A 23,358-nucleotide genomic window follows, 5' to 3' on the forward strand; every position below is an offset into this window, starting at 1 on the left:
GTCGTTGGCGAAGCGCCGGCTCACACCGTCGCTCAGCCTGTGGACGTCGAGATGGTCTTTCGAGATGTCGACCCCGATGCTATCGTTCATCATCTTTCGCTTGTCCTGTGCTTGTCATCCGGAGCCGAACTCCGGGTATCCGTTCAGGCCTCAAGGGAAAGACGAGGGCGATCCGACTCTAGCTCGACCCATCAAAAGGTCCGCAATTCCAACGATCCGACCCTCGCCGCTGCGGGAGGGCGGCGACCCTCCCGCAGCGGTTCCGTTCTGACCTGTTCGGCAGCCAATGTCATAAGACAAGCAATTCCAGGAAAAGTGTGCAGCGGTTTTCCGTCAGGAATTGCGAAATTCCAAACCAGAACAACACGAAAGCGTGAATTGGGGCGGTGAATTTTTTGCGTGTATTTTAGTTGGGTTTCGTCATGCCGCTCAACCGCAATCCAGAGGGTTTGCTCATGAGAACGCTCATTCTTGCCATCGCCGCACTCGCGCTTACGGGCTCCAGCGCCTTCGCTGATCCAATTGCAGATCGCAAGGCTATCATGAAGGAGCGCGGTAGACTGGTCGGCACCGTCGCTCCCATGGTCAAGGGAGAAAAACCGTTTGACGCTGCCGTTGCCATGACCGCCCTCAAGGGCCTTAGCGAGAACGCAGAAAAATTCGACGTGGACGTCTTGTTTCCCGCCGGCAGCGAAACCGGAGACACGGCCGCCTTGCCGGCAATTTGGCAAGATATGACCGCGTTCAAGGCGGCTGCCGAGAAATTCCGGGTGGCTGCGGCCGCTGCCGTCGCTGCCAATCCGCAGGATCTCGAAGCATTTAAGACGCAGTTCAACGCGGTAACCACGAATTGCGGCAGCTGTCACGAGAAATTCCGAATGAAGAAAGAGTAGCAGCGACAGGCATACGAGCCTGCTCAACTCGCCCGTCGGATGCGAACCTTCCGGGATTGGCGGATGAAACCGGCGAGCGATGTCCGCAGTGTCGAATTGCCAAGGATAAGATCAATGGCGCTTGGCGCGTCTGCACACGCGTGCAGCGGCGAGGCCGGCGTTGCGACAACATTTCGACGCGTGGCTGGCCTGCCGCGGCGACCGACGATCGATGATGCAAGCCTCGATCCGGCCGGTTGCAAGGCTGCGTCTTTCCGGTTGCCTTAAGCGGCAAAAGTGGCACACTGGACATCGCGCCTTGGCGCCGGGCTTCCCGGCGTGCTCCAGGGCTGCCGTAATGATTTGATTTTCTAAAGGAATTTTTCCTCCGGACGGTTGTCGCCGGAGCGTAAACAATGGACGAAAGCAGAGGATTACAGCGGCCGTTTGGCGCCTTGCCGAACGCGGCGCTGTCAAGAAAATGGAGTGCTTCCATCGCGCCCGGCGGGCGCGGCGCTCACACACATTGGAGGGTATCGTGACGCTTGCAATCAATGACCTCGCACCGGACTTCGAGGTCGGAACGACCGATGGCACCATCCGGTTTCACGACTGGATCGGCGACTCCTGGGCGGTCCTGTTCTCGCACCCCAAGGACTATACGCCCGTCTGCACCACCGAGCTCGGCTACATGGCGCGCATCAAGCCGGAATTCGACCGGCGCGGCGTCAAGATCATCGGCCTCTCCGTCGATCCGCTCGACCGGCATGCCGGCTGGGCCGCCGACATCGAGGAAACGCAGGGCCATGCGCCGAACTTCCCGATGATCGCCGACGTCGACTACACCGTCTCGAAGCTCTACGGCATGCTGCCGGCCCCCGTCTCGGGCGATCCGACGCAGCGCACGCCTGCCGACAACCAGACGGTGCGCAACGTCTTCGTCATCGGCCCGGACAAGAAGATCAAGCTGATCCTCATCTACCCGATGACCACCGGCCGCAACTTCGACGAGGTGCTGCGCGTCATCGACTCGCTGCAGCTGACGGCCAAGCACAAGGTGGCGACGCCGGTGAACTGGAAACAGGGCGACGACGTCATCATCGCCGGTTCGGTCAGCGACGAGGACGCCCGCAAGGTCTATCCGGAAGGCTGGCGCGCGCCGAAGCCCTATATCCGCATCGTGCCGCAGCCGAAGGGCTGAGGCGTCGCATCGGCAAAGGGTGAGGACATCCACTCTGTGAGGGATGCGCCCTCATCCCCGCGGTGAGGGAATTGCCCCTCATCCGCCTGCCGGCACCTTCTCCCCGCAGGCGGGGAGAAGGAGACCCGTTGCACCCGTCTGGCTCTTTGCCTTCTCCAATGTTTGGAGGCTCCGGCTGGAGCGGTCGCAGTGCAAACTTGGTACTCTCCGCACGGGGGAGAGGGGAAACTCGGGCGTGCGGCAACGTCCCTTCGCCCCGCTTGCGGGGAGAAGGTGCCGGCAGGCGGATGAGGGGCTTCTCCCTCACCGCGCGGATGAGGGGCAAACCTCCTCACCTGTGCGGATGAGAGGCGACCTCCTCTCTTTGCCATCGCGCCCCGATTGGAAGCCGCGTTATCGTCAGCCAAGGAGCCGCCGATGATCTTCCGTCAATTGTTCGACAGCGTGTCCGGCACCTATACCTACCTGATCGCCAGCCGGCAGGGCGGCGAGGCGCTGATCATCGATCCGGTGTTGGAAAAGGTCGAGCGTTACCTGCAGCTCGTCCGCGAACTCGATCTCCGGCTGGTCAAGGCCGTCGACACCCATCTCCATGCCGATCACATCACCGGCCTCGGGGCGCTGCGCGACCAGACCCATTGCATCACCGTGATGGGCGAGCAGACGGCGGCCGACGTCGTTTCCATGCGGGTTGCGGAGGGCGACCGGGTGTCGATCGAGGGTCTCAGCCTCGACGTGCTCTATACGCCCGGCCATACCGACGATTCCTATTCCTTCCTGATGGGCGGCGACATGGGGCGGCGGGTCTTTACCGGTGACACGCTCTTGATCCGCGGCACCGGGCGCACGGATTTCCAGAACGGCGACCCGCGCCAGCAATATGACTCGATCTTCAACAAGCTCCTGAAGCTGCCGGACGAGACGCTCGTCTACCCGGCGCACGACTACAAGGGCGACACGGTTTCGACCATCGGCGAAGAGAAGCACTTCAATCCACGTCTCAGGGTGAAATCCGTCGACGAATATGTCGACCTGATGAACAACCTCAAGCTGCCGAACCCGAAGATGATGGATGTGGCGGTGCCGGCCAACGTCCACATCGGCCTGCACCAGGACGAGATCGCGCGGCGTGGCTGGGCGCTTTCGGCCAAGGAGGCGCTGGCGCTCTGCGGCCGGGCGAAGATCGCGCTGGTCGACCTGCGCGAGAAGGCCGAGCGGGAAAAGCACGGGGTCATTCCCGGCTCGCTGCACGCGCCCTATCCGGACCTCGAGCAGAACATCGCGACCGGCGGCGTGCTGCACGAACTGGCGGAGGCAACGGGCAAACGCATCGTCTTCTACTGCGCCTACGGCGAGCGCTCCGCCATGGCCGTGGAGGCCGCCCAGGCCGCCGGCCTCACCACCGCCTGCCATATCGAGGGCGGCATTGCCGCCTGGAAGAAGGCGGATGGGCCCGTGACACATTGATGCCGACGCATTGACGTCGACGCATTGACGCCGGGCGCGGGCGCGCCATCTCATAGGAGCGTTCAAAGAGCAGGGGTCGGCCATGCGCAAGTTTTCCGTCAGCGTTGTCAGGGAGTTCGAGGCCGATAGCGCCGAGGAAGCAGCACTTCTGATGTACCAGTATCTGACGCGCGAGCCGGCGCCGCTCACCTACGCCGTCACCGATGAGGCGAAGAACGCCACCAGCCTGACGCTCGACCGGGAAAAGGCCGACGAATTCGCCAGCATCGATCACAGTGCTGATCCGGGCAACTGGTAGCACCCGCTGGCAGCGGCGGCTGTGGGCAACAGCCACGAATCCGACATTTTCGGTTGCAAATCCTCAAGCATTCACGCCTCGACTGCGGGTGTGAAAGACGCGGTTCCGCGGGATTGCGCTTCAGGAGGAAACCTGCCTTGTTCATTGCCCATCTGCCGGCAGGCTATCTGCTGAGCCGCCCCTTTGCGCGTCGCAATCCCTCGCAGGCCCGCGCCATCTTCGGCATCGGGCTGCTCTGTTCCGTTCTGCCGGATTTCGATCTCGCCTATTTCTACCTGATCGACCAGCGCCGCACGCCGCATCACGACTACTGGGTGCATACGCCGGTCTTCTGGCTGGTGCTGGCGGCGGCGATCGCGCTTCTCCTCATCGCCACCGGGCGACGCAATCAGCTCGTCCTCGTCGGTGTCGGGCTCATCAGCGTGCTTCCTGCATCTGGTGATGGATTCGATCGCGGCAGATGTCCGCTGGCTCTTTCCCTTCGCCGATCTCCGGGTGAACCTGGTGCATGTGCAGGCGGTCTATAAGCCCTGGTATCTGAACTTCCTGCTGCACTGGACCTTTGCGCTTGAGCTGGCGATTTGGTTGGTTGCAGGCCAGTTCGCCCTGCGCGATTTCAGGGCGCGGCGCGCCATCGGGAAAGAGGCTGCCCGTGCGGCAGAGCCGTAGGCTCCACGAACTCCGGCATGCAATGCTTGCGGTCTCGCGCGGTGCCGCGGCGTGAACGCCGATGAAGAGGCCCTCCCCATGCAACGTGCGGTGTAGCCGGATCGTTGACGAAGGCCGTCGTTCTATGCATCCTGCCGGCCAAGAAACGAAGATGCCGGCAGACGGCACAGGGAACACTGCAGCGCCGCGGTCTTACCGGACCCGCAAAGGTCGCTGTATCACTTTGATAGCATTCGCATAGCCGTGGCGCGCGCCTCGCGTGCCCCGGAACTTGGACGCATTCCTGATACGCATTCACGACGTCATTCGCATCGATTGCTCGAGGCCGGAGGGGACTGTGAAGGGAAAGTCGAGGTTTCTGCCAGCGGCGCTGGCTGTCATGCTTGCCGCGTCCGTGACCGTGCCGGTCACTGCCGCCGACCTGGTGATCGCCATGCCGAACTGGCCGTCGGGCCAGGCGACGGCCAATATCCTGAAAGTGGGCATCGCCAAGAAGTTCGGGCTCGATGCCGAGGTCAAGGAACTCGGCACACTCAATGCCTTCGTCGGCTTCGAGACGGGCACGGTCGATATCCAGCCGGAAGTCTGGCGCCCGAATTTCGAGGATGTCGTGCGCAAATACGTGACCGACAAGGGTGTCGGTCAGCTGACGGAACGCAGTGTGCCGGCCTGGCAGGGGCTTTGCGCCACGCCGGAAGCCGCCGCGACGATCAAGACGGTCGCCGATCTCAGCGACCCCGAGAAAACCAAGATCCTCGACACCGACGGCGACGGCAAGGGCGAGATGTGGATCGGGGCTGCGACCTGGCTTTCAACCGGCATCGAGCGGGCGCGGGCGGCGGGCTACGGCTATGGCGAAACCCTGACGCTGTTCGAGGCGGAAGAGGAAGTGGCAATGGCGGCGGTGGACGCGGCGGTCGCGACCGGGCGGCCGATGGTGTTTTACTGCTACGCGCCGCACCATGTGTTCGAGCTGCACCAGATTGCCAGGCTCGAAGAGCCGCCGCACGATGCCGCCAAGTGGAAGATCGTGCCGCCGAGCGACCCGCTCTGGGTCTCGAAATCCAGCGCCTCGACCGCCTGGGAGGCGGCGCATTTCCAGATCGCCTATGCCACCGCCTTCGGCAAGAAGCACCCTGACATCGCGAAGTTCCTGGAGAAGGTGGATTTCTCGCCGGAGGAAGTGACGAAGATGAGCTACGCGCTGGAGGTCGAGCGGCAGGCGCCGGCCGACTACGCGAAGAAATGGGCCGAGGACAACGCAGCGCGCATCGACGGGTGGGCCAAGCCATGACCGCGACATCCGACCATAACCGTCCTGTCAGCAAGGATCAGCCGGCATGGACGCGGCGCAAGCTCGGTGCTGCCGTTCTTGCTGCCGCGCTCTGCCTCGGTCCGCTGGCCGCACTGGCACAGACGCAGATCTATGATGCCCGCACCAAGAAGTGGGTGAATTACGACAAGAAGAAAGCGCGGCAATACTTCGCCCGCAACAACCAGCTGCCGGAAGCCTTCCGCCGCCAGGTGGTGCCGTTCCGCACGGCGGAGCAACCCGGCACCATCATCATCGACGGCAACCAGCATTTCCTCTACCTGGTGCAGCCGGGCGGCCAGGCGATCCGCTACGGCATCGGCGTCGGCCGCGAGGGCTTCGGCTGGGCCGGAATCGTGCGCGTCGGACGCACGGCGGAATGGCCGACCTGGACACCGCCGGCCGAGATGGTGGCCCGCGACCCGAACGCCGCCAAATGGGCGGCCGGCATGCCCGGCGGGCCGGACAATCCGCTCGGCTCCCGCGCGCTTTATCTCTACGAGGGCGACCAGGACACGATCTACCGCATCCACGGCACGGTCGAGCCCTGGACGATCGGGCTCGACGTTTCGTCCGGCTGCATCCGCATGAACAATGACGACGTCACCGACCTGCATTCGCGCATCGAGATCGGCGCCAAGGTGATCGTGCTGATGCAGGGGGCAGCACTCTACAAGGGGGTATGACGTCGCTCGAACAGGGGTGGCGAGTGCTTTTAATTGGCCGCAGGGTCAGGCGTGGCCAATCCGTCCCGCAGGACCCAGTGACAGGCAAATACTCAAAGGGGAGAACAGATAGTGAGCGAGGGGATGTTGCGTTCGAAGGGGTTTGTTCCCGTGGCTTTGGCGCTGGCCATAATCGGTGGCTGCCAGTCAGCGCCCAAACCTGAGGATATGGCGCGCACGAGCCTGCAGACGGCGCCGGCCGACCTGCAGCTGATCTGCGCCAACGCGGTCGCGGGCACGGCGAAGCTCGAAAGCACCAAGGTGCTGCCGACGAGCTCCCGGGCGCTCGACGCGACAAGCTACAGCGTCGATCTCGACGCAGGCGGCCGCAAATACAACTGCGTCGTCGATAGTACCGGCAGCGTGAAATCCGTGACGCCGGTTTAGGCGGGCAAGCGCCCGCGCTTGCGCGACCTTCGCTGATAATTAATCTCCAAGACTGAACAGCGTCGCAGGGTCGGCGACGACCCGCGGTGCATAGAAGGTCAGCCGCGCGGCATCCATGAGAAGAAGCGGCTGGACCATTTCGCCGGCGAGCCTGGTGATCCAGTCCTGAAGTTCGCGCAGCTTGTCGCCGTTCTCTGCCGAGAGATTCTTCGTCTCGGACGGGTCGGCGGCGATGTCGAAAAGCTCCAGCCTGGAGGGCAGGGCTGCCTTCCAGACGAGCTTCCAATTGTCCTTGCGCACAGCACCTGCCAGCGGATCGACATTGTAGACGAGCTCCCCACGCGGCGAAGGCTTGCCTTCGCTCAAGGCCGGCCAGAGGTTCATGCCGTCGAGCGGCTTGTTCTTGCCGAGCGGCGCACCGGCGATGGCTGCGAGCGTCGGGTACATGTCGACGACATGGACCATGCCGCCGACCTTGCCCGGCTTGATCCTCTCCGGCCAGTTGGCAAGCGTTGCGACGCGGGTGCCGCCTTCATAGAGCGTGCCCTTGCCGTCGCGGTAGGGGCCGTTGTTCGCCGGCAATCCGCCGCTGACCTTGTTGTCGCCGGCAAAGAGCGAGCTTGTCACGCCGCCATTGTCGCTGTGAAAGACAATCAGCGTGTTGTCGCGCATGCCGCGTTTTTCGAGCGCTGCCACCAGTTTGCCGATGCCATCGTCAAGCACGGAAATCATCGCCGCGTAGGCGCGGCGGTTTTCATCCGCGATGTGCTTGTAGCGGTCGAGATAATCCTCAGGCGCCTGGAACGGCGTGTGCGGCGCGGTAAAGGCGAGGTAGAGGAACAGGGGAGCGGCGGCATCATGCCCTTCCACGACCCGCGCCGCCGTAGCGCAAGGGGTAGCGGCCGGTGAGGAAGGCGGCGCGCGTCGGCGTGCACATGGGCTGGGCGTAAAATTCGTCGAAGGTCACGCCCGTTTCGGCGAGCTTGTCGAGATTGGGCGTCCTGATGTCGGAGCCATGGAAGCCGACATCGGCCCAGCCGAGATCGTCGGCGATGATGTAGACGATGTTCGGCGGCGTCGTGCCATTGGCGAGGGCCGGGTTTGCGGAGAAGGCGGCAAGGCCGGCCGGCATGCCGGCGGCAACGGCAAACGCCGCGCCGCTCATGAGAGCCTCGCGCCGCGTCAAGCCGCTTTTGTCCTTGTCGGCGACGGCCGTTTCGCCGCCGCCCGCGCGGGCGTTGTTCGCTTGCAGGTCAGACATGCGCACCCCCTGGAAAATAGACCCCGCCGGCCGGCGGATCTTTTCATTCGATATTGCTAATATCTACATCTTCCGGTAGCGCCGTCAATCGGTTTGCCGCGGCGCCGGCGCTGGGCTTTTTCCTCAGAGCCGTTCGTCGACGAAGGCGACTGAAGGCCGCCACGGGCAGGACTGGCGTCACCTCCGAGCGGGTCGGCGCGTCCCGGGCGGTTGAAGGAAATCAAGTCGTTCGGCATTCCGATCGAGAGCCGAATCTTGAAGTTGTGCCGGTCTTGATGTTGGAATCGTCATTGTGCGGCGCTTGCGGAGCAATAATAATGCCGAGTAATATCAATTGAACGTCAGTATAGCCCGGTGTTCTTCTTCCAAACCGTCGAAATATGTGCTCTCATAGGTTTAGTTGGAAGGAGGAAATGCCATGCTCTCGTTCTTCGAGCATTTTGCACTTTTCGACGCATTGATCGTTGCAGCGATCTGCACGCTTTTGATCCTGAGTTACTTTAGCAGCGAGGCCTGAGGCGAAGCGGATCGGATACCGGGTTCGGCCGATGCGCGGTGCCGGCTGCTGCCGCTTCGGCGCGCCAGAGCTGTTGTTGTGACGACGGCGCGGCGACAACTCCTGGAATGTTCATTTTGATTTTCGCAACTTTACCGCTGCGATGGCTTTTGCTACTCGTGCCGCAAGGCAAGGGGCAACAGCATGGCAGCTTGGTACTACTCAGCAGGACCAGAACAACATGGGCCTGTCGGTGACGACGAGGTTCGTACCCTCATTCGAGACGGCAAGATTGCGGACGAGACCGTCGTCTGGCGGGAAGGGGCGGAAGAACGGCGGGTGGCCGCAAGCCATCCCGAACTTGCCGAGGTCTTCGCAACGCTGCCGGAGCAACCGGGCGCGCTGGAACCTGTCGCCGAACCGGTCGCGGTCCTGCCAAGGCCGGCCGTCAGCTACCGGCCCTGGCCGCGGTTTTGGGCGCGCTTCATCGACAATTTCCCGTTTATCCCGCTGCTTGGCGCGGGCATCGGTCTGTGGGCTGTCTTCTACGCGCCGAGCACCTACCTGCGAATGGTTTCCATGCCCAGCCTGCTGCTGTGCTTGATGTTGTTGCCCCTCGTCGCGGTGGTGCTTGCCATCAGCATGGCCGTCACGGGGACCACGCCCGGCAAGGCAATCGTCGGTGTGCGAGTTCCCGTGCCGCCCGGTCGCGACCGCTTCGCGTTCTTCCTGGTCAGGGAGTTCATGGTCTGGGTGGCGGGCCTGGGGTTCGGCATTCCCTTCGTTTCCCTGTTCACGCAAATCCGGCAGCACCGGCGCGTTGCCCTGGGGCAGCCCGCGAGCTACGACGATGGCAATCCGGCAGTTCTTGCCGATCCCTCAGAGGTTCGTTTCGGGGGCGCGCTCGCCGTTTCGGCCGCTCTGTTTGTCGGCACCTCCGTGCTCGGGATGGAGGATCGGCAGATGGAGAGGAACCTCCGCACAACCCAATCCTGGTCCAATCCGGTGACGCAGAGGGCGGCAACTATCGGAGCGTCCTGGCAGCCCGAGGAACTCGAAGTCGAGGATGGTCGCGCCTTCTATTTCTTTTCCGCCGAACTTCTGTCGGAGGCGGTGTTCGGTCACGAACAGCTCCCGTCCGAAGGCGTCGAAACCGCCGTTTATGCGGAGGCGCTTGCGTTCGCCTTGGCCTCGGATATCAAGATCACCTCTGCGTGGCAGCCAGTCACGGTCCTCGACATGACAGCCTTGCAGGCAACGGGGAAGGCTTTGGGTGTCGAGGATACGCGTGTTGAAGTGACGGTGGCCGTCAGCGGACGCGACGCGTGGAGAACGTTGGTCTACACCCGCGGAAGTTCTGGGGAGCAGCAGGCGGAGGCGAAGCGGTTTGTCGACGCCATGTTCGCAACGGCGCCGAAGTAGGCGTCGCTTGCATCGGTGGGGGATCGAATGCCTGTCGGGCAGAAGTGTGCAGCGGTTTTGCGGCGACGACGTTCATGAAAACAAGAGCTTAAAGCCTGGCGTGTGACACCTTTTCATGCGACAGGCCTTGGGGACACGCAGGTTGGCGAGACTCGGGCGCTGAGCGGGCGTCAGGCCGATCGGATTGCCGCGACATGCAGCCAGCGGGTCGGCTCGCCGTCGTAGCCGCCGCCATCGGCCTCGCTGATCTCGATGTTCGACCAGCCGCTGTGCTGGAGGCAAGTGCGAAGCCATTCTGCCGAAGGATAGTTGTAGTAGCGCCCCAGGCGGTCGTACCCCTCCGCCTCGCCGGCCTTGAAGCTCGCGTGGAGAACACCGCCCGGCCTCAGCGACCGATGAACGCGCTCGAGGACGTCGGCGAGCTCGGCGCGCGGCACGTGCAGGAGCGACGCTTCGGCCCAGATCCCATGGAAGCGGTCGTGCCAGTCGATCTCCTGAAACCTCATCACCTTGACCTTGCGACCGATGCGCTTTTCCGCCTCGCGGGCCAGTTCCGCCGAGCCGTCGCAGGCGGTGACGTCGAGAGCGGCTTCGAGCATGACGAGGCTGTCGTCCCCGCCGCCGCAACCAAGGTCGAGGACGGCGGCGCCCGGCGGCAACGCGCGCATGAAGGCGGCGAGCCGCGCCGTCGGCGGCTTGCGGTCGCGTGCGGCATAGGTGGCGGCGTTGTCGCGGTAAAAGGCGAGGGTGTCGTCGGGTTCGGCCATGCGTTCGTCTTGGCTGCGGTCCATGAGAGAGCGAGCGTAGCGGATGGTAGTCGCCTGCCACTGTCAAGGCCTGCGCGGCGCAGGCCGCTCGACGACCGGTTCGTCGGTGCGCCGCCGATCACTATTGCAAACACTGGAATTCCTCTTCGGAAGGCTTGAAGCCATCCGATCCGATCGATCCGCGACTGACGTCCGTGGCGAACGTCAGCCTCGCCGCCAATGTCACCTGATCAGGTGTCACGCCCTGAACTCATGTCAAACAGCCGGCGAGACCGGCAACTCCTTAACGTCTCACTTGGCGGCCTGGGTGGCGCCGAGGACGTAGCCTCCGTCCCAGTGCCAGATCTGCTTGTTGTCGACCGTGACCTTCACGATCGCCTGGAAACCGGCGAGCGTGCCGCTGCCCGCATGAAACGCACAGGTTCCAAGCGGCGGACTGGCCGATTCGTAGACGATGCAGTATCCGAGCGCCGAGTCGCCGTTTCCGACGGCGATGACCGCATTGCTGCTGGAGAAGAGCGGATTGGTGATCACCGGTCCGTAGTAGAGGATCTTGGTGCCCGCCGGGATCGCCTCAAGGTTCGATTCCGTGATGGTGCAGAAGCTCGGCGTGTCGCCGGTGAACTGGCTGCACTCCTTGGAGATCTTCAGGGGCTGCGTCGTGGGCGCCGTGGGTGCCGCAAAGGCTGCGGATGCCAGCGCCAGGGTGGCGCCAGCCGACAGGATAAACAGTCTCATGGCCTAGTCCCTCCGGTCGAATGAAGGGCGAAATTCTACTCTTCAGCTCCTCTGTCCGCAATTTCGTTCCTTTGAACTCTCCGGCAACGGGTGCGGCTTCTTCCGCCGCCGCCATCCCGCAGAGGCTGCCCTGCGAGATGGAAACGGCGAGGGGCATCATGTCTATTGTTTGCCGCCGGTCGAGAGCTTGTCCATCACCTCGTCGAGATTGAAGCTTGCCGGCTTCTGGCGGATCGGGAACTCCCTGAAACTTTCCAGCCACTTGGCGACCAGCGCCTGCGAGGGCACGAGGATGAAGGCGCGCTCTGCCATCCAGCGGTCGTATTCGAAGGATTCCGGGCCGCGCTCGAAGGGGTCGGCGCGGATGTTGATGATCCAGGGGACGCGAAGGCTGGTGAATTCGCGCTGCCAGACGCCGATGCCGGTGTGTTCCTGGATCTTGAAGTTGACCTTCCAGTCCTGCACCCGGATCGCCACCAGTTCGCCGTCGTCGTTCCAGTAGAGGAATTCGCGCCGGGGCGAATCCATCACTTCGCCGCGGAAGAAGGGCATCAGGTTGAAGCCGTCGAGGTGGACCTTGAAGGTCTTGCTGCCGGCCTCATAGCCGGTGAGGCACTTCGCCACGATATCCGGCTCGCCCGCGGCGGCGCAGAAGGTCGGGATCAGGTCGTAATGCGAGAACATGTCATTATAGACCGTGTTCGGCTTGATGACGCCCGGCCAGCGGATCAGCATCGGAACGCGATATCCCCCTTCCCAGTTGGTGGCCTTCTCGCCGCGGAACGGTGTCGTACCGCCATCCGGCCAGCTCATCACTTCGGCGCCGTTGTCGGTCGTGTAGATAACGATGGTGTTTTCGAGAACGCCAAGATCCTCGAGCTTCTTGAGCAGCTCGCCGACATGGCCGTCATGCTCCACCATGCCGTCGGGGTAGAGACCCTTGCCGGTCTTGCCTTGAGACTCTGCCTTCAGGTGCGTGAAGATATGCATGCGGGTCGAGTTGAAATAGCAGAACCACGGCTTCTGGGCATTGTGCTGGCGGTCGATGAAATCGAGGGCGGCCGCCAGGAACTCGCTGTCGACCGTTTCCATGCGCTTCTTCGTCAGCGCGCCGGTATCCTCGATCCGGCCATCGGCATAGGAGTGGATGACGCCGCGCGGGCCGAAGCGCTTGGCAAATTCCGGGCTCTTCGGATAATCGGGATTTTCCGGCTCCTCCTCGGCATTGAGGTGGTAAAGGTTGCCGAAGAACTCGTCGAAGCCGTGGGCGGTCGGCAGGAACTCGTCCTTGTCGCCCAGGTGGTTCTTGCCGAACTGGCCGGTGGCATAGCCCTGCGCCTTGAGCAGTTCGGCAACGGTCGGGTCTTCCGGCTGCAGGCCGAGATCGGCGCCGGGCAGGCCGACTTTCGTCAGGCCGGTGCGGATCGGCGACTGGCCGGTGATGAAGGCGGCGCGCCCGGCGGTGCAGCTCTGCTCGCCATACCAATCGGTGAAGAGAGCACCCTCATTGCCGATGCGGTCGATGTTGGGCGTGCGATAGCCCATCATGCCGCGGTGATAGATGCTCGGATTGAGCCAGCCGATATCGTCGCCCATGATCATCAGGATGTTCGGCTTGCCGCCGACGGCGGCAGGCGCTGCTGATTGCTGCGCGTGCGCCGCGGGGGCGGAGACGGTCAGCGCCGCTGCGGCCAATGCACTGCCACCAAGCAGCAGGTCGCGGCGGCTGACACTCAAAAGCGGTTCGTTCTGAGGCTGTCCGTTATGTTCGGGTTGATCGGATATGGGATGCTTGCTCATGGCATGTCGCTCCATATCGCCAGTGGATCGGGACCTTTGTGCCGCGTCATTGCTGCGATCGGGCCTGCGATCGGATCGAGCCGAGGGCAAATCATGCGGCACGTGAAAGCGCTGCAGCGGCCGTTGACGTCCGTCCGGACAGACGGCGCTGCCATGAAACACAATCGGTGGACGCATGACTGTGCGCCCGGCAGAGGCAGGCGGCAAGAGCGTAACAGTTACGCAGTGGCTTGCTTTGCCCGGGGCCGCGTGGCATTCGGCTTGGACTGACGTAACGTCAGGCCCCGGACGCGACGTGCGAAGAGCCCAAAAAGCCCGAAAAACGCACGGATTTAGGTCAATAATATTGACATAAATTAGCCATCGTGGTCCTGTCGCTTCGCCGTCCAGAGCGTCGCGCTCTCAAGTGGGATCGCTTGAAGTGGAAAGATGCTCTAGAACGAAAATGCCCGAGCGTCCTTTGTGCGTTCACCTGAAAGCACGGCGCTCTACAACGACGCGGGAGAAAGCGGAGAACCGCTTTCCGCACCAATAATCTCTGAGGAAACACCCCATGCTGGATTGGGAACACATCTTCGCGACGCGCTCGAGCCGGATGCGCGCCTCGGAAATCCGCGAACTTTTGAAGCTGCTCGATCGTCCTGACATCATCTCGTTTGCCGGCGGCATTCCCGACCCCGCGCTGTTTCCGGATGCGGAATTCAAGGACGCCTATGCCGAGATCTTCGCAGGCCCGGCCGTTGGCGCGGCGCTGCAATATTCGGTCAGCGAGGGCTACAAGCCGCTGCGCGAATGGCTCGCCAAGCAGATGGCAGCGCTGGGCATTCCCGCCGGCGCCGACAACATCTTCATCACTTCGGGTTCGCAGCAAGGCCTCGATTATCTCGGCAAGCTGTTCCTGTCGCCGAACGATACCGCACTCGTCACCTGGCCGACCTATCTCGGTGCGCTGCAGGCCTTCAACGCCTATGAGCCGACCTACGACCAGCTGAACCCGAACGGCAACCGCACGCCGGAAGCCTACCGCCAGGCGGCAGGCGAAGCGGGCGGCCGCGTCAAGTTCGCCTATCTGTCGGCCGATTTCGCCAACCCGACCGGCGAGACCGTCGACCGGGCCGGCCGCGAGCGCGTGCTGGCGCTTGCCGAAGACCTCGACATCGCCGTCATCGAAGACGCGGCCTACCAGTCGCTGCGCTACGACGGCGAGCCGGTGCCGCCGATCCTGGCGCTCGAAATCGCGCGCAAGGGCGACATCAACAACACCCGCACGATCTATTGCGGCTCGTTCTCGAAGACGCTGGCCCCGGGCCTTCGCGTCGGCTGGGTCTGCGCCTCGGAAAAGGTGATCCGCAAACTGGTGCTTCTGAAGCAGGCGGCCGATCTCCATTCCTCGACGATCAACCAGATGGCGATCTGCACGGTTGCCGAGCGCGGCTTCGACCAGCAGGTGGCCAAGATCCACCGGGTCTACAAGCAGCGCCGCAACGCCATGCTGGCGGCGCTCGAAAAGTACATGCCCGAGGGTGTTTCCTGGACGAAGCCGGAAGGTGGCATGTTCGTCTGGGTGACGCTGCCGAAGGGCATGGATGGTGCCGCACTGCTGGCGAAATCGATCGAGACGGTGAAGGTCGCCTTCGTGCCCGGCCGCGCCTTCTTTGCCGACGGCTCGGGCGAAAATACGCTGCGCGTCTCCTTCTCCTGCGCCAACGACCACATGATCGAGGAGGGCATTCGCCGCCTCGGCGATCTCGTCCGCGGCGAAGCGGCGGCGCTGGCTGCCTAAGACGCCAAGCTTCCGGTCCAGAAAAAGAACGCGTCCGCTTCGGCGGGCGCGTTTTTCTTTTGGCTGGAAAACCTTCGTGTTTTGGTCAAGATGACGCATTGATCGAAGCGGCGTCCTCCGATAGACAGAAAGCGTGACATGACCGGGCGTATCCCGGCCACGTAAGCGTTAACGTCACTCAACGCGTATGATCGAACGGCTTGAAGCGGCTTCGATCTGCGCGACTGTGTCCTGCGGATCGAGGTTTTCGAGCCCCCTAAAGGATGCAAATGGACAATCCTCTCAACTATTCCAACCTTCCTGCGCCGCGCATCGAGCGCGTTCGCCATGAGCTCAGGCGGCGGTCGCTCGTCGTCTCCGGCATCGAGCGTATTACGCTTGGCATGCTCAGGATCACGCTTTCCGGCGAAGATCTCGCGGACTTCGTCAGCCTCGGGGCGGACGACCACATTAAGATCTTCGTGCCCGGAGTCGACGGCACCGTGGAACACCGGGACTATACGCCCCGGCGCTACGACAACGACGCACGCATCCTGGCGCTCGATTTCGCGCTGCACGAGGCGGGGCCCGTGACCGCCTGGGCGATGAATGCTGCGGTCGGCGATCACCTCGAAATCGGCGGGCCGCGCGGTTCGGCCGTCGTCTCGGGAGATTTCCGGCGCTGGCTGCTGATCGGCGACGAAACGGCGCTGCCGGCCATCGGGCGGCGGATCGAAGAGACGCCTGATGGCCACGAGATCACCAGTATCGCGGCTGTCACCGGGCCGGACGAACGCCAGGCCTTCCGCACCGAAGCGGCGCTCACGACCCATTGGGCCTATCGTCCGCTCGATAGGGCGAGCGACCCTTCGGCGCTGCTCTCGGTCGTGCGTTCGGTGAAGCTCGAGCCCGGCACCTTCGTGTGGATTGCGGCTGAGGCCGCGGTGACACGGGCGATCCGCAGCCATTTCGTCGAGGAGCGTGGCCTGCCGCTCACCTGGCTCAAGGCCTCCGGCTACTGGGTGAAGGGTAAGGCGGACAGCACCGAGAAGTTCGACTAGCGACCGCGAGAACGGAGGGCCACCGGTTCGAAAGATCCGCGCGGCCCTTCCGTCGCGGCGCCCTCATGCCCGCGCCCGCCTTTCGGTGCGCTCGCCGCCATTCCAACGGAACAACGCCCGCGAAAACTGTGAGCCGGGTTGGCTGCGGAATTGCCTTGTCCGGGAGAGTCAGGTCATTTCGCATTTCGATGCGGCGCTGGTCCGATCCCTCGGATCGCGATCGGCTGTTGCTGACTGTGGTCACTACGAGGGTAGGGCAGGCTTGTACCTCAACGACGAGACAGAGCAATCGGATCAGCCGACGCCACGCATGTATGCCTGGGCGCGCAATTCCGCGGCCTATCGGCTTCACCGCCAGATGCTGACGGAGAAGCAGCTTTTCGATGCGATCGCGCGCAAGGCGCGGGAGAAGTTCGAGGATATCAGCACCACCCAGGTAGAGTTACTGGCCGCTGCCGCCGTGACCTTCGCCTATGACAACGGCGCGCTCAACGATCAGGCCTATGCCGAGATCAAGACCCGCTCGGGCATGCGCGGCGGCAAGTCGAAGCGGGCGATCGCGCAGAAACTGTCGCAGAAGGGCATCGCGAAAACCGATGTCGCAGCGGCGGTTGCGGAGGCCGACGATCTCTATGCCGCCGTCGTTCTTGCGCGGAAGCGCGCTTTCGGCCCGTTTCGCAAGATCGATCTCGACGAGAAGCGCACGACGAAGGAGCTTTCCGCCTTTGCCCGGGCCGGTTTCAGCTTCGAACTGGGCAAGCGGGTTTTTGCAATGTCCTTTGACGAGGCGGAGGAAATCCTGATCGCGGGCCGCTTGCTCTGACGGTCCGGCAAGGCCCGTCCGTCACCCGCGCTTCAGCGCAGGGTCGTCGAGGGCGGGATTGTAGAAGAGGGAAAGCGTCAGGCTGCGGGCAATACGCTCGGCCGTCGCCATGAACCAGGCCTTGGCCTCCTGGTTGGGCGCGATGTCGTCGAGGGTGGTGGAGAAGAGTTCCAGCCATTTCGGGAAGAGATCCGGCGTCATGTTGGCGACGCCGACATGGGCCTGCACCGGCTTGCCGCCATAGGCGCCGTTGCGGAAGGCGACGGCCGACCAGAAGCTCTTCATCTTTTCCATATGCTCCGGCCAGCGGCCCGAAAGCCGCGCGTCGAAGACGGGCCCAAGCTCCGGATGGGCGAGCACGCGCCCGTAGAACGTATCGACCAGATGACCGATGAAAGTCTCGTCGACGCCGATCGCCTTCATCTCGGCTTCCGCCCGTTCACGGATCGCCGCGACATGGACGGCGCGGCCCTGCAGTTCGTCGTTCATCCTAATACCCCGGCTTCGGCCCTCGGCTTTGCCGGCCTCATATAGGCGCTGTTGGCGCCAGCGCCAAAGGCCGAACCGCCGATTGCGGCAATCTGTCGTCAATGCGGGGGCGAGTGTTTGCGGTTTGGACGGGACCGCAGGATGCTATCGTTCAGCGCGGCACGAATTCGACCAGCAGTGACTTCAGTTCGATTTCGCGGACACGGCGCGCTGCTTCGTCGGGACTGACCCAGGCGAGAACGCGCTCGCCGCGTTCCTTGAAATCATCCGCCATTTCATCGACTTCGATCTGGAAGATATCGACCACGCAGGGCACGACGTCGCCGTCATCGAGCGATTTCAGATAGGTGTAACTGCCGACCGGCTTTTTCCGGACCTTGCCGCGTACGCCGGCTTCTTGCCAGGCCTCGATTTCCGCCGCCTCGTATGGCTTCTTGCGCTTCATCGGCCATCCCTTGGGAATGACCCAGCGACCGCTCTCACGCGAAGTGACCACCAGGATTTCGATGCCGCTGCCAGCTTTCGCTGGGCGGAAGCAAAGTGCGGCGATTTGCTGGCGAAACGACCCTGAAAACAGCTTCTCGGGCGATCTTGCAAGTTGTTGCAAGAGCGTTCCGGCCTTGCCGGTCTTTTGCCCGCTGTCCTTCTTGGTCGATTTCATGCGTCCCTTTTCTGTCGCGCCCTTGTGCAAGCGCCGGCAGTTTCGCGGCGAGATATTAATGGCAACCGCTTGTTACGCGGAAGCGGTGGCGGATGGCAATCCGATGATCGGGCGTGCTTCATCCACCGAATATTTGCCGCCGCGAGGCGCGCAACTGCGCGCGCCAGGCGTCCCACGTCGTAACCGCTACGTACAACTGTCGCCGCGCTAAGGCGCAATCCCCCGCCGCTGGCATTGGCTGGCGGCGGGGATGGTGCCCTTTTGGGGGCGGCATTCCATCGTCATTGCGCGGATCGATCAATCGCCGTAGGTTCCCGCGAAAATTGCGGAACCGGACCATGCGAATTCGACTTGCGGTCAAGGATGACCATCCGGCGCTCTGTGCGATCGACACCGTTGCGGCGGGCGATCCAACACGATGCGGTGACATCGCGGCCTGGCTGGAAAACGGCTGCTGCCATCTGGTCGAGATCGATGGCGAGGTTGCGGCCTATGGCGTGCTGACCCGGCACTTCTTTGGCCACGCCTTTATCGAGATGCTGATGGTCGGAGCCTCCCATCGCCGGCGTGGTCTCGGCGCGGCGTTGATCGGGCATTTCCAGGCGATGTGCGCCGGCTCAAAACTCTTTACCTCGACCAACATGTCCAACCGCGTTATGCAGGGTCTGCTGATCAGGGCCGGTTTTCGGCCGAGTGGCTATATCGACAATCTGGACGAGAACGACCCGGAGATCGTTTTCTACAGCCCCCTCAAGCCGATCGCGAGTTAAGGAAGCGGGACACAGGCAGGACCTATGCGGCTTCGCCGAGCTGCGTAAGGTGGCCGGCAAAATCGATGCCTTTGCCGCCGGCGTTGATCGTGTCGAAATACTCATGCCAGCCGGATTGCGCGATACCCGAAACGAGCGCTTCCAGCGCCGTCGCATCCGGACAGCGCCACACCGCGAAGAAGGTCTGCGAGGCCGCGTGCAGCTTGGACTGGTCGACCTTGCCGAAGGTGATCAGCTCCACGCCGAGCGCCGTCAGCGCCGGCATGGCGGAGCCGATCGCGGTGAAGAACTGCTGGCGTCCCTGCCTTGAAAGGGCAAGCCACGCCGGCTTGGCGCTGTAAAGTTCGGTCAGGTAGTGAGGCATAGTCTGCTTTCGTGTCTGCTTGTCAGTCTGAAATCGGAGTGTTCGGTCGGAGAGCCGTTTCATGCTCCTGCAATTTCAGAGTCAACACGTTGCCTGTTGTTGGCTGTGGATGGAGATCCCGGTCGTTGACTGAAGCGGCGCGCCTGCAACCGCGCTGATGGCGCATAGCGCCGCGTGCCTTAGCTGGCGCACCTGGCCCTCCGTCATGCTCGGGCTTGACCCGAGCATCCAGAACTGTGGCCTGAGTGTTTTACGTTGCGCGCATGGATCCTCGGGTCGAGCCCGAGGATGACGGGTGGGGATGTGGCGGACTAGAGCATCCTGCCTCCAAGCCGCATCACTTGAGGGCAGAAGGACGCTCCACGGCAACAGGGCAGCAAGATTGTGTCTACCGTCCGATCATCCGCTCCTGCATCTCCTCGCCGATGAAGCAATTGTAGCCGCTGCCGGCCTGAACCGGCCGCACGGTGGCCGGCTCCATGCGACTTACCTCCAGGCCGGAGATCTCGGTGATCAGCTTGCGCAGGATGGCGCTGGCGAACTCGCCGCTATCGGACACCTTCACCAGAAACGCACCGTCGCCGCCGATCACGCATTCGCGGTAATAGGCGTCGAGGTCGGGGATGGAGGCTGAGTCCGAGGCTGCGTGTGTTTTCAGCATGATCGGCAGGCCATCGATGACGATGCCGCGGGCGACGGTGGAATTGCGGGCGACCGGCGCCGGGACGCCGGAATTGTTGGGGCCGTCGCCGGAGATATCGATGACGCGGCGGCTGCCCTCGAAGGGGCTGAAATCGAACAGCCGTCGCGTGAACGCAAGGGTGTTGGAGATCGAGGTGAAGGCGATCCGCCGGATCGGTTGCCGACGCAGGAGCTCGGAATATTGCGCCGCCGTGCCGCGACCGTCGATCAGCGTCCAGGGCGTGACCTGCACGGCCGAGCCGCCCCACTCGACATAGGTGACGGCGATGCGGCCGAGCGGGCCGTTCTCGATGGCCCCGATCAATTCGGGCTCGAGAAAGGCGGCGACATAGCCCTGCCGCTGCAGCCGCTGCTCGTCGAGTTCCATCGAATAGGAGACGTCGACGGCGAGCACCAGTTCGAGATCGACCGATAGCGGCTTGGCGGAGGCGCTTCCGCCGAGCAGACAGGCGCAGGCAAGAAGGACCGATCTGAGCGTCATTGCAGCCGATACCGAACGCAAGCAGGAGGATCATGCTACGCCCAAACCGGCTGTCCGCAATGAGGAGCGTTGGCAGCCTGCCGAGGGCGAGGTCAGCGGCGCAGCTTTTGCAGAAGCGGTTCCAGTGCCTCGATCAACGGTTCAGGCGTCACCGGTTCGCCGCCCTCCGACCAGGCGTTCTGAAACTCTGCGATCTCCAAGCCGACGACTTTGCTCTTGGCAAGGACTTCGCAGGCCGCGCGCAAGTCGTCGAGCGACAGCCCGTCGTCATGCTGATAATCGGTCGGGACGATGCCAGGGTTCAGCACGTCGCAGTCGAGATGGATATAGACAGGCCTGCCGGCGACGGCCTCGGCAAGCTTCTGCGCAAGGTCGGCGCCGGGGCGGATATGCGGGATGTGCCCCACAGCGATGAGGCTAACTTCGAACAGATCGAGGTCGCGCTGCCCGACCAGGACGACATTGCGAACGGTGACACCGTGCCCAAGGCCGGATTTCCAGAGGCCGCACGGCCCCGAAAGCGCCAGCCCGCCGAGATAGCCGGTGCTGCTGGTATCAGGTGTGTTCAGATCGCCATGCGCGTCGAACCAGACGACGACGGCATCGTCATGGTGCCTGGCGACGGCAGGCAGGGTTGCTAGCGACACCGCGCAACGGCTCGTCGCCGCCAGCGAGAACGATCCTTCGGCGTAAACCGCGTCGAAGCGATCCTGCATGCGCCGGAGTGCCGGCATCGCGGCTTCGAGCTCGACCGTCCAATGGCCGTTCAGCGCCGGTTCCGGCTCTCCGATCACGACGGTTTCAAGACCGAGCCTTCGAGCGAGATGGGAGGCGATCGATCGGGCGCCCGGAATGGCCAGGTCATTGTGGTCGCCGGCGCGACCCTGGAAGCAGGTGAGAGCTATTGGCATCGATCACTCCAACTTACGTTCGGACCGAACGAAGCACAGGGGCAGTCGATTTGACAAGGCTGGACGCAGAACGGTGCACGGCGGATGCGTCCGTTCGGTCTGCCGCCGCAGGGCCGCCCATGCGCTGGCTGCTCTCTATTCGAAAACCAGCGAGCGGTGCAGTTGCGCCCCGGCCCAGGCGCCATCGCCAACGGCGAGCGAGACCGAATGGGGAACACGGCCGACGTCGCCGCAGGCATAGGCGCCGGGAATGGTCGTTTCCTTGGCGGCCGTGCCCCGGATCTGCAGCCCCATCGGTGTTTCCTCGATCTCGCAGCCGAAGCGTTCGGCGATGTCGCTGGCGGGCGTCGTGCGGGTGGCGACGAAGATGCCGGAGAAGGGCAGGCAGCGGCCGTCTGTCAGCACCACTTCCGCGAGGCCTTCGAGCCTAACGATCGGGGTTTCGTCGATGGTGACACCGCGTTTGACGAGGTCGGCGCGGCCCTCCTTGTCGAGCGCGATGGCGCCATTGGTGAAGAAGGTCACCTTGCCCCATTCGGGAATGAGCTGCGCTTGGTGGATCGACATCGGGCTTGCCGCGATGACGGCGATCTCGCCCTCGTTCAGCTCGTAGCCGTGGCAATAGGGGCAATGGAAGGCGCTCTTGCCCCAGCGTTCGGTGAGCCCCTCGATGTCAGGCAGGCCATCCTTGACGCCGGTTGCAAAGAGCAGACGTCGTCCCTCAAAGGACGCACCGTCGGCGGTGGTGACGACGAAGGCATCGTTCTTGCCGCTGGCGGAAACAGCGCGGCCGTCGATCCAGGTGAGCGTCGGGTACTTGGAGACCTGTGCCCGCGCGGTCGCGGCGATCTCGGCGGGCGCGATGCCGTCCTGGCCGAGGAAGCCATGGGAGTGGCTGGCAAACCGGTTGCGGCGAATGCCCTCGTCGATGATAGCCACGCGCCGGCGGGCACGCAGAAGCTGGAGGGCGGCGGCCATGCCGGCATAGCTGCCGCCGATGATGATGACGTCCTGTTGCATTGATTCAGGTCCTTTCGGTTGGGCGCAGATCAGCCCACCGGTCTCTTGAACCAGTGCGTCAACCCGAGCCTTTGGGCATGGAATTCCGGCCGGAAAACCGCGCTTCACGCGGTCCCGGGATGGGCGGATGTATTTTGATCGATCACGTCATGACGTCGATCGATCGGCTGCTGTCATTGCGATCGAAGCCGGTGCCGCCTGGCGAAATCCTCGGCGAGGTCGGCGAGCGTCACATGGGCGAAGCGGTCGAGCAGCAGTGCCTCCGCTTCGGCAAAGGCGGTGTCGAGGGCGGCATTGACCGCCTGCTCGACGAGGCATTCCGGCATTTCCTGCCGGTTGCCGATGGCAAAGATCGCGGGCTCGCCGAGCGTCTCATGCAGTTGCCGGAGCGTCACGGTCTTGAGATCGGCGGTGATCGCCCAGCCGCCCGCATGGCCGCGGGCGGAGGAAACGATGCCGGCGTCACGCAGGAAGCCCATGGTGCGGCGGACGACCACCGGATTGGTGCGCATGCAGAGCGCAAGCTCGTCCGAGGTCAAAGGTTCGCCGCGCTCGGCCATGTGGAGAAGCGCGTGCAGAACGGAGGAAAGGCGGCTGTCTTTTTTCATGTAACTTCAATTATTACGAATCGAAGCGTGATGCAAGGGGGGTGTGACGGGCAGCGGGCCTGACGGTGTGGCAAGGCGTTTCTCCAGTCCTCATTCCTGTGCTTGTCACAGGAATCCAGCCGCGCCGCGTCCGCGACGCGAGGGACTTCTCCACAAATGTGGGAGTCAGCGCCGGGGTCACATCTCGCGCCGTGCCGACGCACGGCTGCTGAATCTCTGTGACGAGCACAGAGATGAGGGTGGGTGGGGGTCTCTCGTGGCAAGCAGACAGGGCAGCGATGGGGACCATGC

26 protein-coding genes are annotated in these 23,358 nt (G+C 63.3%); 14 read left to right on the forward strand and 12 right to left on the reverse strand.

Annotated features, from left to right (window positions below; translation table 11 throughout):
- The first annotated feature begins 422 nt into the window (after positions 1 to 422).
- From BLU35_RS32630 to BLU35_RS32665, 9 genes are all read left to right on the forward strand, one after another.
- Entirely contained in the window at positions 423 to 893 is a 471-nt protein-coding gene (locus tag BLU35_RS32630) for a c-type cytochrome (protein WP_309239023.1), read from the forward strand.
- Positions 894 to 1,410: 517 nt separating this feature from the next.
- Positions 1,411 to 2,073, forward strand: a complete 663-nt coding sequence (locus BLU35_RS32635) for a peroxiredoxin (protein ID WP_093236209.1) — start codon at positions 1,411 to 1,413, stop codon at positions 2,071 to 2,073.
- A gap of 417 nt (positions 2,074 to 2,490) precedes the next feature.
- Positions 2,491 to 3,540: an MBL fold metallo-hydrolase gene (locus BLU35_RS32640; protein ID WP_093236210.1), complete on the forward strand. Its 1,050-nt coding sequence runs from the start codon at positions 2,491 to 2,493 to the stop codon at positions 3,538 to 3,540.
- A gap of 82 nt (positions 3,541 to 3,622) precedes the next feature.
- Positions 3,623 to 3,838 carry a hypothetical protein gene (locus BLU35_RS32645; protein WP_093236211.1) on the forward strand — a complete coding sequence of 72 codons (216 nt, stop codon included), beginning with the start codon at positions 3,623 to 3,625 and terminating at the stop codon, positions 3,836 to 3,838.
- Positions 3,839 to 3,975: 137 nt separating this feature from the next.
- Positions 3,976 to 4,365, forward strand: a complete 390-nt coding sequence (locus tag BLU35_RS32650) for a metal-dependent hydrolase (protein ID WP_176907539.1) — start codon at positions 3,976 to 3,978, stop codon at positions 4,363 to 4,365.
- Positions 4,343 to 4,507 (forward strand): hypothetical protein, encoded by a 165-nt coding sequence (locus BLU35_RS35820; RefSeq protein ID WP_176907541.1) that lies wholly within the window; start codon positions 4,343 to 4,345, stop codon positions 4,505 to 4,507. Before BLU35_RS32650 ends, BLU35_RS35820 begins: the two co-directional genes overlap by 23 nt.
- Before the next feature lie 379 nt (positions 4,508 to 4,886).
- A complete protein-coding gene (locus BLU35_RS32655; protein WP_093236212.1) occupies positions 4,887 to 5,801 on the forward strand; it encodes an ABC transporter substrate-binding protein in 915 nt (304 codons plus the stop codon).
- Entirely contained in the window at positions 5,798 to 6,505 is a 708-nt protein-coding gene (locus BLU35_RS32660) for a L,D-transpeptidase (protein WP_093236213.1), read from the forward strand. Before BLU35_RS32655 ends, BLU35_RS32660 begins: the two co-directional genes overlap by 4 nt.
- A gap of 123 nt (positions 6,506 to 6,628) precedes the next feature.
- A complete protein-coding gene (locus BLU35_RS32665) occupies positions 6,629 to 6,931 on the forward strand; it encodes a hypothetical protein (RefSeq protein ID WP_244495711.1) in 303 nt (100 codons plus the stop codon).
- A gap of 39 nt (positions 6,932 to 6,970) precedes the next feature.
- On the opposite strand, the gene BLU35_RS32670 is transcribed toward BLU35_RS32665, so the two are convergent.
- Both BLU35_RS32670 and BLU35_RS36500 read right to left on the reverse strand, forming a co-directional pair.
- Positions 6,971 to 7,801 carry a sulfatase-like hydrolase/transferase gene (locus BLU35_RS32670; RefSeq protein WP_286161705.1) on the reverse strand — a complete coding sequence of 277 codons (831 nt, stop codon included), beginning with the start codon at positions 7,799 to 7,801 and terminating at the stop codon, positions 6,971 to 6,973.
- Entirely contained in the window at positions 7,788 to 8,192 is a 405-nt protein-coding gene (locus BLU35_RS36500) for a sulfatase-like hydrolase/transferase (protein ID WP_286161706.1), read from the reverse strand. The genes BLU35_RS32670 and BLU35_RS36500 overlap by 14 nt, the downstream gene beginning before the upstream one ends.
- Positions 8,193 to 8,892: 700 nt before the next feature.
- On the opposite strand from BLU35_RS36500, the gene BLU35_RS32675 reads away from it, so the two are divergent.
- Complete coding sequence (locus tag BLU35_RS32675) at positions 8,893 to 10,110, forward strand: RDD family protein (protein WP_093236214.1); 1,218 nt, start codon at positions 8,893 to 8,895, stop codon at positions 10,108 to 10,110.
- Between the two features lie 170 nt (positions 10,111 to 10,280).
- Here BLU35_RS32675 and BLU35_RS32680 read toward each other — a convergent pair whose 3' ends face one another.
- The 3 genes from BLU35_RS32680 to BLU35_RS32690 all read right to left on the reverse strand — a co-directional run bounded on the left by BLU35_RS32680 (position 10,281) and on the right by BLU35_RS32690 (position 13,415).
- Positions 10,281 to 10,877, reverse strand: a complete 597-nt coding sequence (locus BLU35_RS32680; RefSeq protein ID WP_093236229.1) for a class I SAM-dependent methyltransferase — start codon at positions 10,875 to 10,877, stop codon at positions 10,281 to 10,283.
- Between the two features lie 291 nt (positions 10,878 to 11,168).
- The gene (locus BLU35_RS32685) at positions 11,169 to 11,615 is read right to left on the reverse strand and encodes a hypothetical protein (RefSeq protein WP_093236215.1); all 447 of its coding nucleotides are present in this window, start codon (positions 11,613 to 11,615) and stop codon (positions 11,169 to 11,171) included.
- Between the two features lie 162 nt (positions 11,616 to 11,777).
- Positions 11,778 to 13,415: an arylsulfatase gene (locus BLU35_RS32690; RefSeq protein ID WP_093236216.1), complete on the reverse strand. Its 1,638-nt coding sequence runs from the start codon at positions 13,413 to 13,415 to the stop codon at positions 11,778 to 11,780.
- A gap of 553 nt (positions 13,416 to 13,968) precedes the next feature.
- Here BLU35_RS32690 and BLU35_RS32695 point away from each other — a divergent pair.
- From BLU35_RS32695 to recX, 3 genes are all read left to right on the forward strand, one after another.
- Positions 13,969 to 15,198, forward strand: a complete 1,230-nt coding sequence (locus BLU35_RS32695) for an aminotransferase-like domain-containing protein (protein WP_093236217.1) — start codon at positions 13,969 to 13,971, stop codon at positions 15,196 to 15,198.
- Positions 15,199 to 15,467: 269 nt separating this feature from the next.
- Entirely contained in the window at positions 15,468 to 16,238 is a 771-nt protein-coding gene (locus BLU35_RS32700) for a siderophore-interacting protein (protein ID WP_093236218.1), read from the forward strand.
- Positions 16,239 to 16,500: 262 nt separating this feature from the next.
- Positions 16,501 to 17,061 carry a recombination regulator RecX gene (gene recX / locus BLU35_RS32705; RefSeq protein ID WP_286161707.1) on the forward strand — a complete coding sequence of 187 codons (561 nt, stop codon included), beginning with the start codon at positions 16,501 to 16,503 and terminating at the stop codon, positions 17,059 to 17,061.
- Between the two features lie 21 nt (positions 17,062 to 17,082).
- Here recX and BLU35_RS32710 read toward each other — a convergent pair whose 3' ends face one another.
- On the reverse strand, positions 17,083 to 17,550 hold the full coding sequence (locus BLU35_RS32710) for a group III truncated hemoglobin (protein ID WP_093236220.1): 468 nt from the start codon (positions 17,548 to 17,550) through the stop codon (positions 17,083 to 17,085).
- Positions 17,551 to 17,701: 151 nt separating this feature from the next.
- The gene (locus tag BLU35_RS32715; protein WP_058322398.1) at positions 17,702 to 18,211 is read right to left on the reverse strand and encodes an NUDIX hydrolase; all 510 of its coding nucleotides are present in this window, start codon (positions 18,209 to 18,211) and stop codon (positions 17,702 to 17,704) included.
- Between the two features lie 338 nt (positions 18,212 to 18,549).
- Between BLU35_RS32715 and BLU35_RS32720 the strand changes: the two genes are divergently transcribed.
- Positions 18,550 to 18,981 (forward strand): GNAT family N-acetyltransferase, encoded by a 432-nt coding sequence (locus tag BLU35_RS32720; RefSeq protein WP_093236221.1) that lies wholly within the window; start codon positions 18,550 to 18,552, stop codon positions 18,979 to 18,981.
- A 22-nt stretch (positions 18,982 to 19,003) separates the two neighbouring features.
- Here the strand turns inward: BLU35_RS32720 and BLU35_RS32725 are convergent, their stop codons facing one another.
- From BLU35_RS32725 to BLU35_RS32745, 5 genes are all read right to left on the reverse strand, one after another.
- Positions 19,004 to 19,345 carry a DUF6616 family protein gene (locus tag BLU35_RS32725; protein ID WP_057253779.1) on the reverse strand — a complete coding sequence of 114 codons (342 nt, stop codon included), beginning with the start codon at positions 19,343 to 19,345 and terminating at the stop codon, positions 19,004 to 19,006.
- A 388-nt stretch (positions 19,346 to 19,733) separates the two neighbouring features.
- On the reverse strand, positions 19,734 to 20,528 hold the full coding sequence (locus BLU35_RS32730; protein ID WP_093236222.1) for a DUF1194 domain-containing protein: 795 nt from the start codon (positions 20,526 to 20,528) through the stop codon (positions 19,734 to 19,736).
- A 92-nt stretch (positions 20,529 to 20,620) separates the two neighbouring features.
- Positions 20,621 to 21,439, reverse strand: coding sequence for an arginase family protein (locus BLU35_RS32735; RefSeq protein ID WP_093236223.1), 819 nt, complete (start codon positions 21,437 to 21,439; stop codon positions 20,621 to 20,623).
- Positions 21,440 to 21,574: 135 nt separating this feature from the next.
- Positions 21,575 to 22,459 carry an NAD(P)/FAD-dependent oxidoreductase gene (locus tag BLU35_RS32740; RefSeq protein WP_093236224.1) on the reverse strand — a complete coding sequence of 295 codons (885 nt, stop codon included), beginning with the start codon at positions 22,457 to 22,459 and terminating at the stop codon, positions 21,575 to 21,577.
- A 173-nt stretch (positions 22,460 to 22,632) separates the two neighbouring features.
- Positions 22,633 to 23,067: an Rrf2 family transcriptional regulator gene (locus tag BLU35_RS32745; protein ID WP_058322403.1), complete on the reverse strand. Its 435-nt coding sequence runs from the start codon at positions 23,065 to 23,067 to the stop codon at positions 22,633 to 22,635.
- Between the last annotated feature and the right edge of the window lie 291 nt (positions 23,068 to 23,358).

It is taken from the genome of Sinorhizobium sp. NFACC03 (genome assembly GCF_900103435.1).
GTDB lineage: Bacteria > Pseudomonadota > Alphaproteobacteria > Rhizobiales > Rhizobiaceae > Ensifer.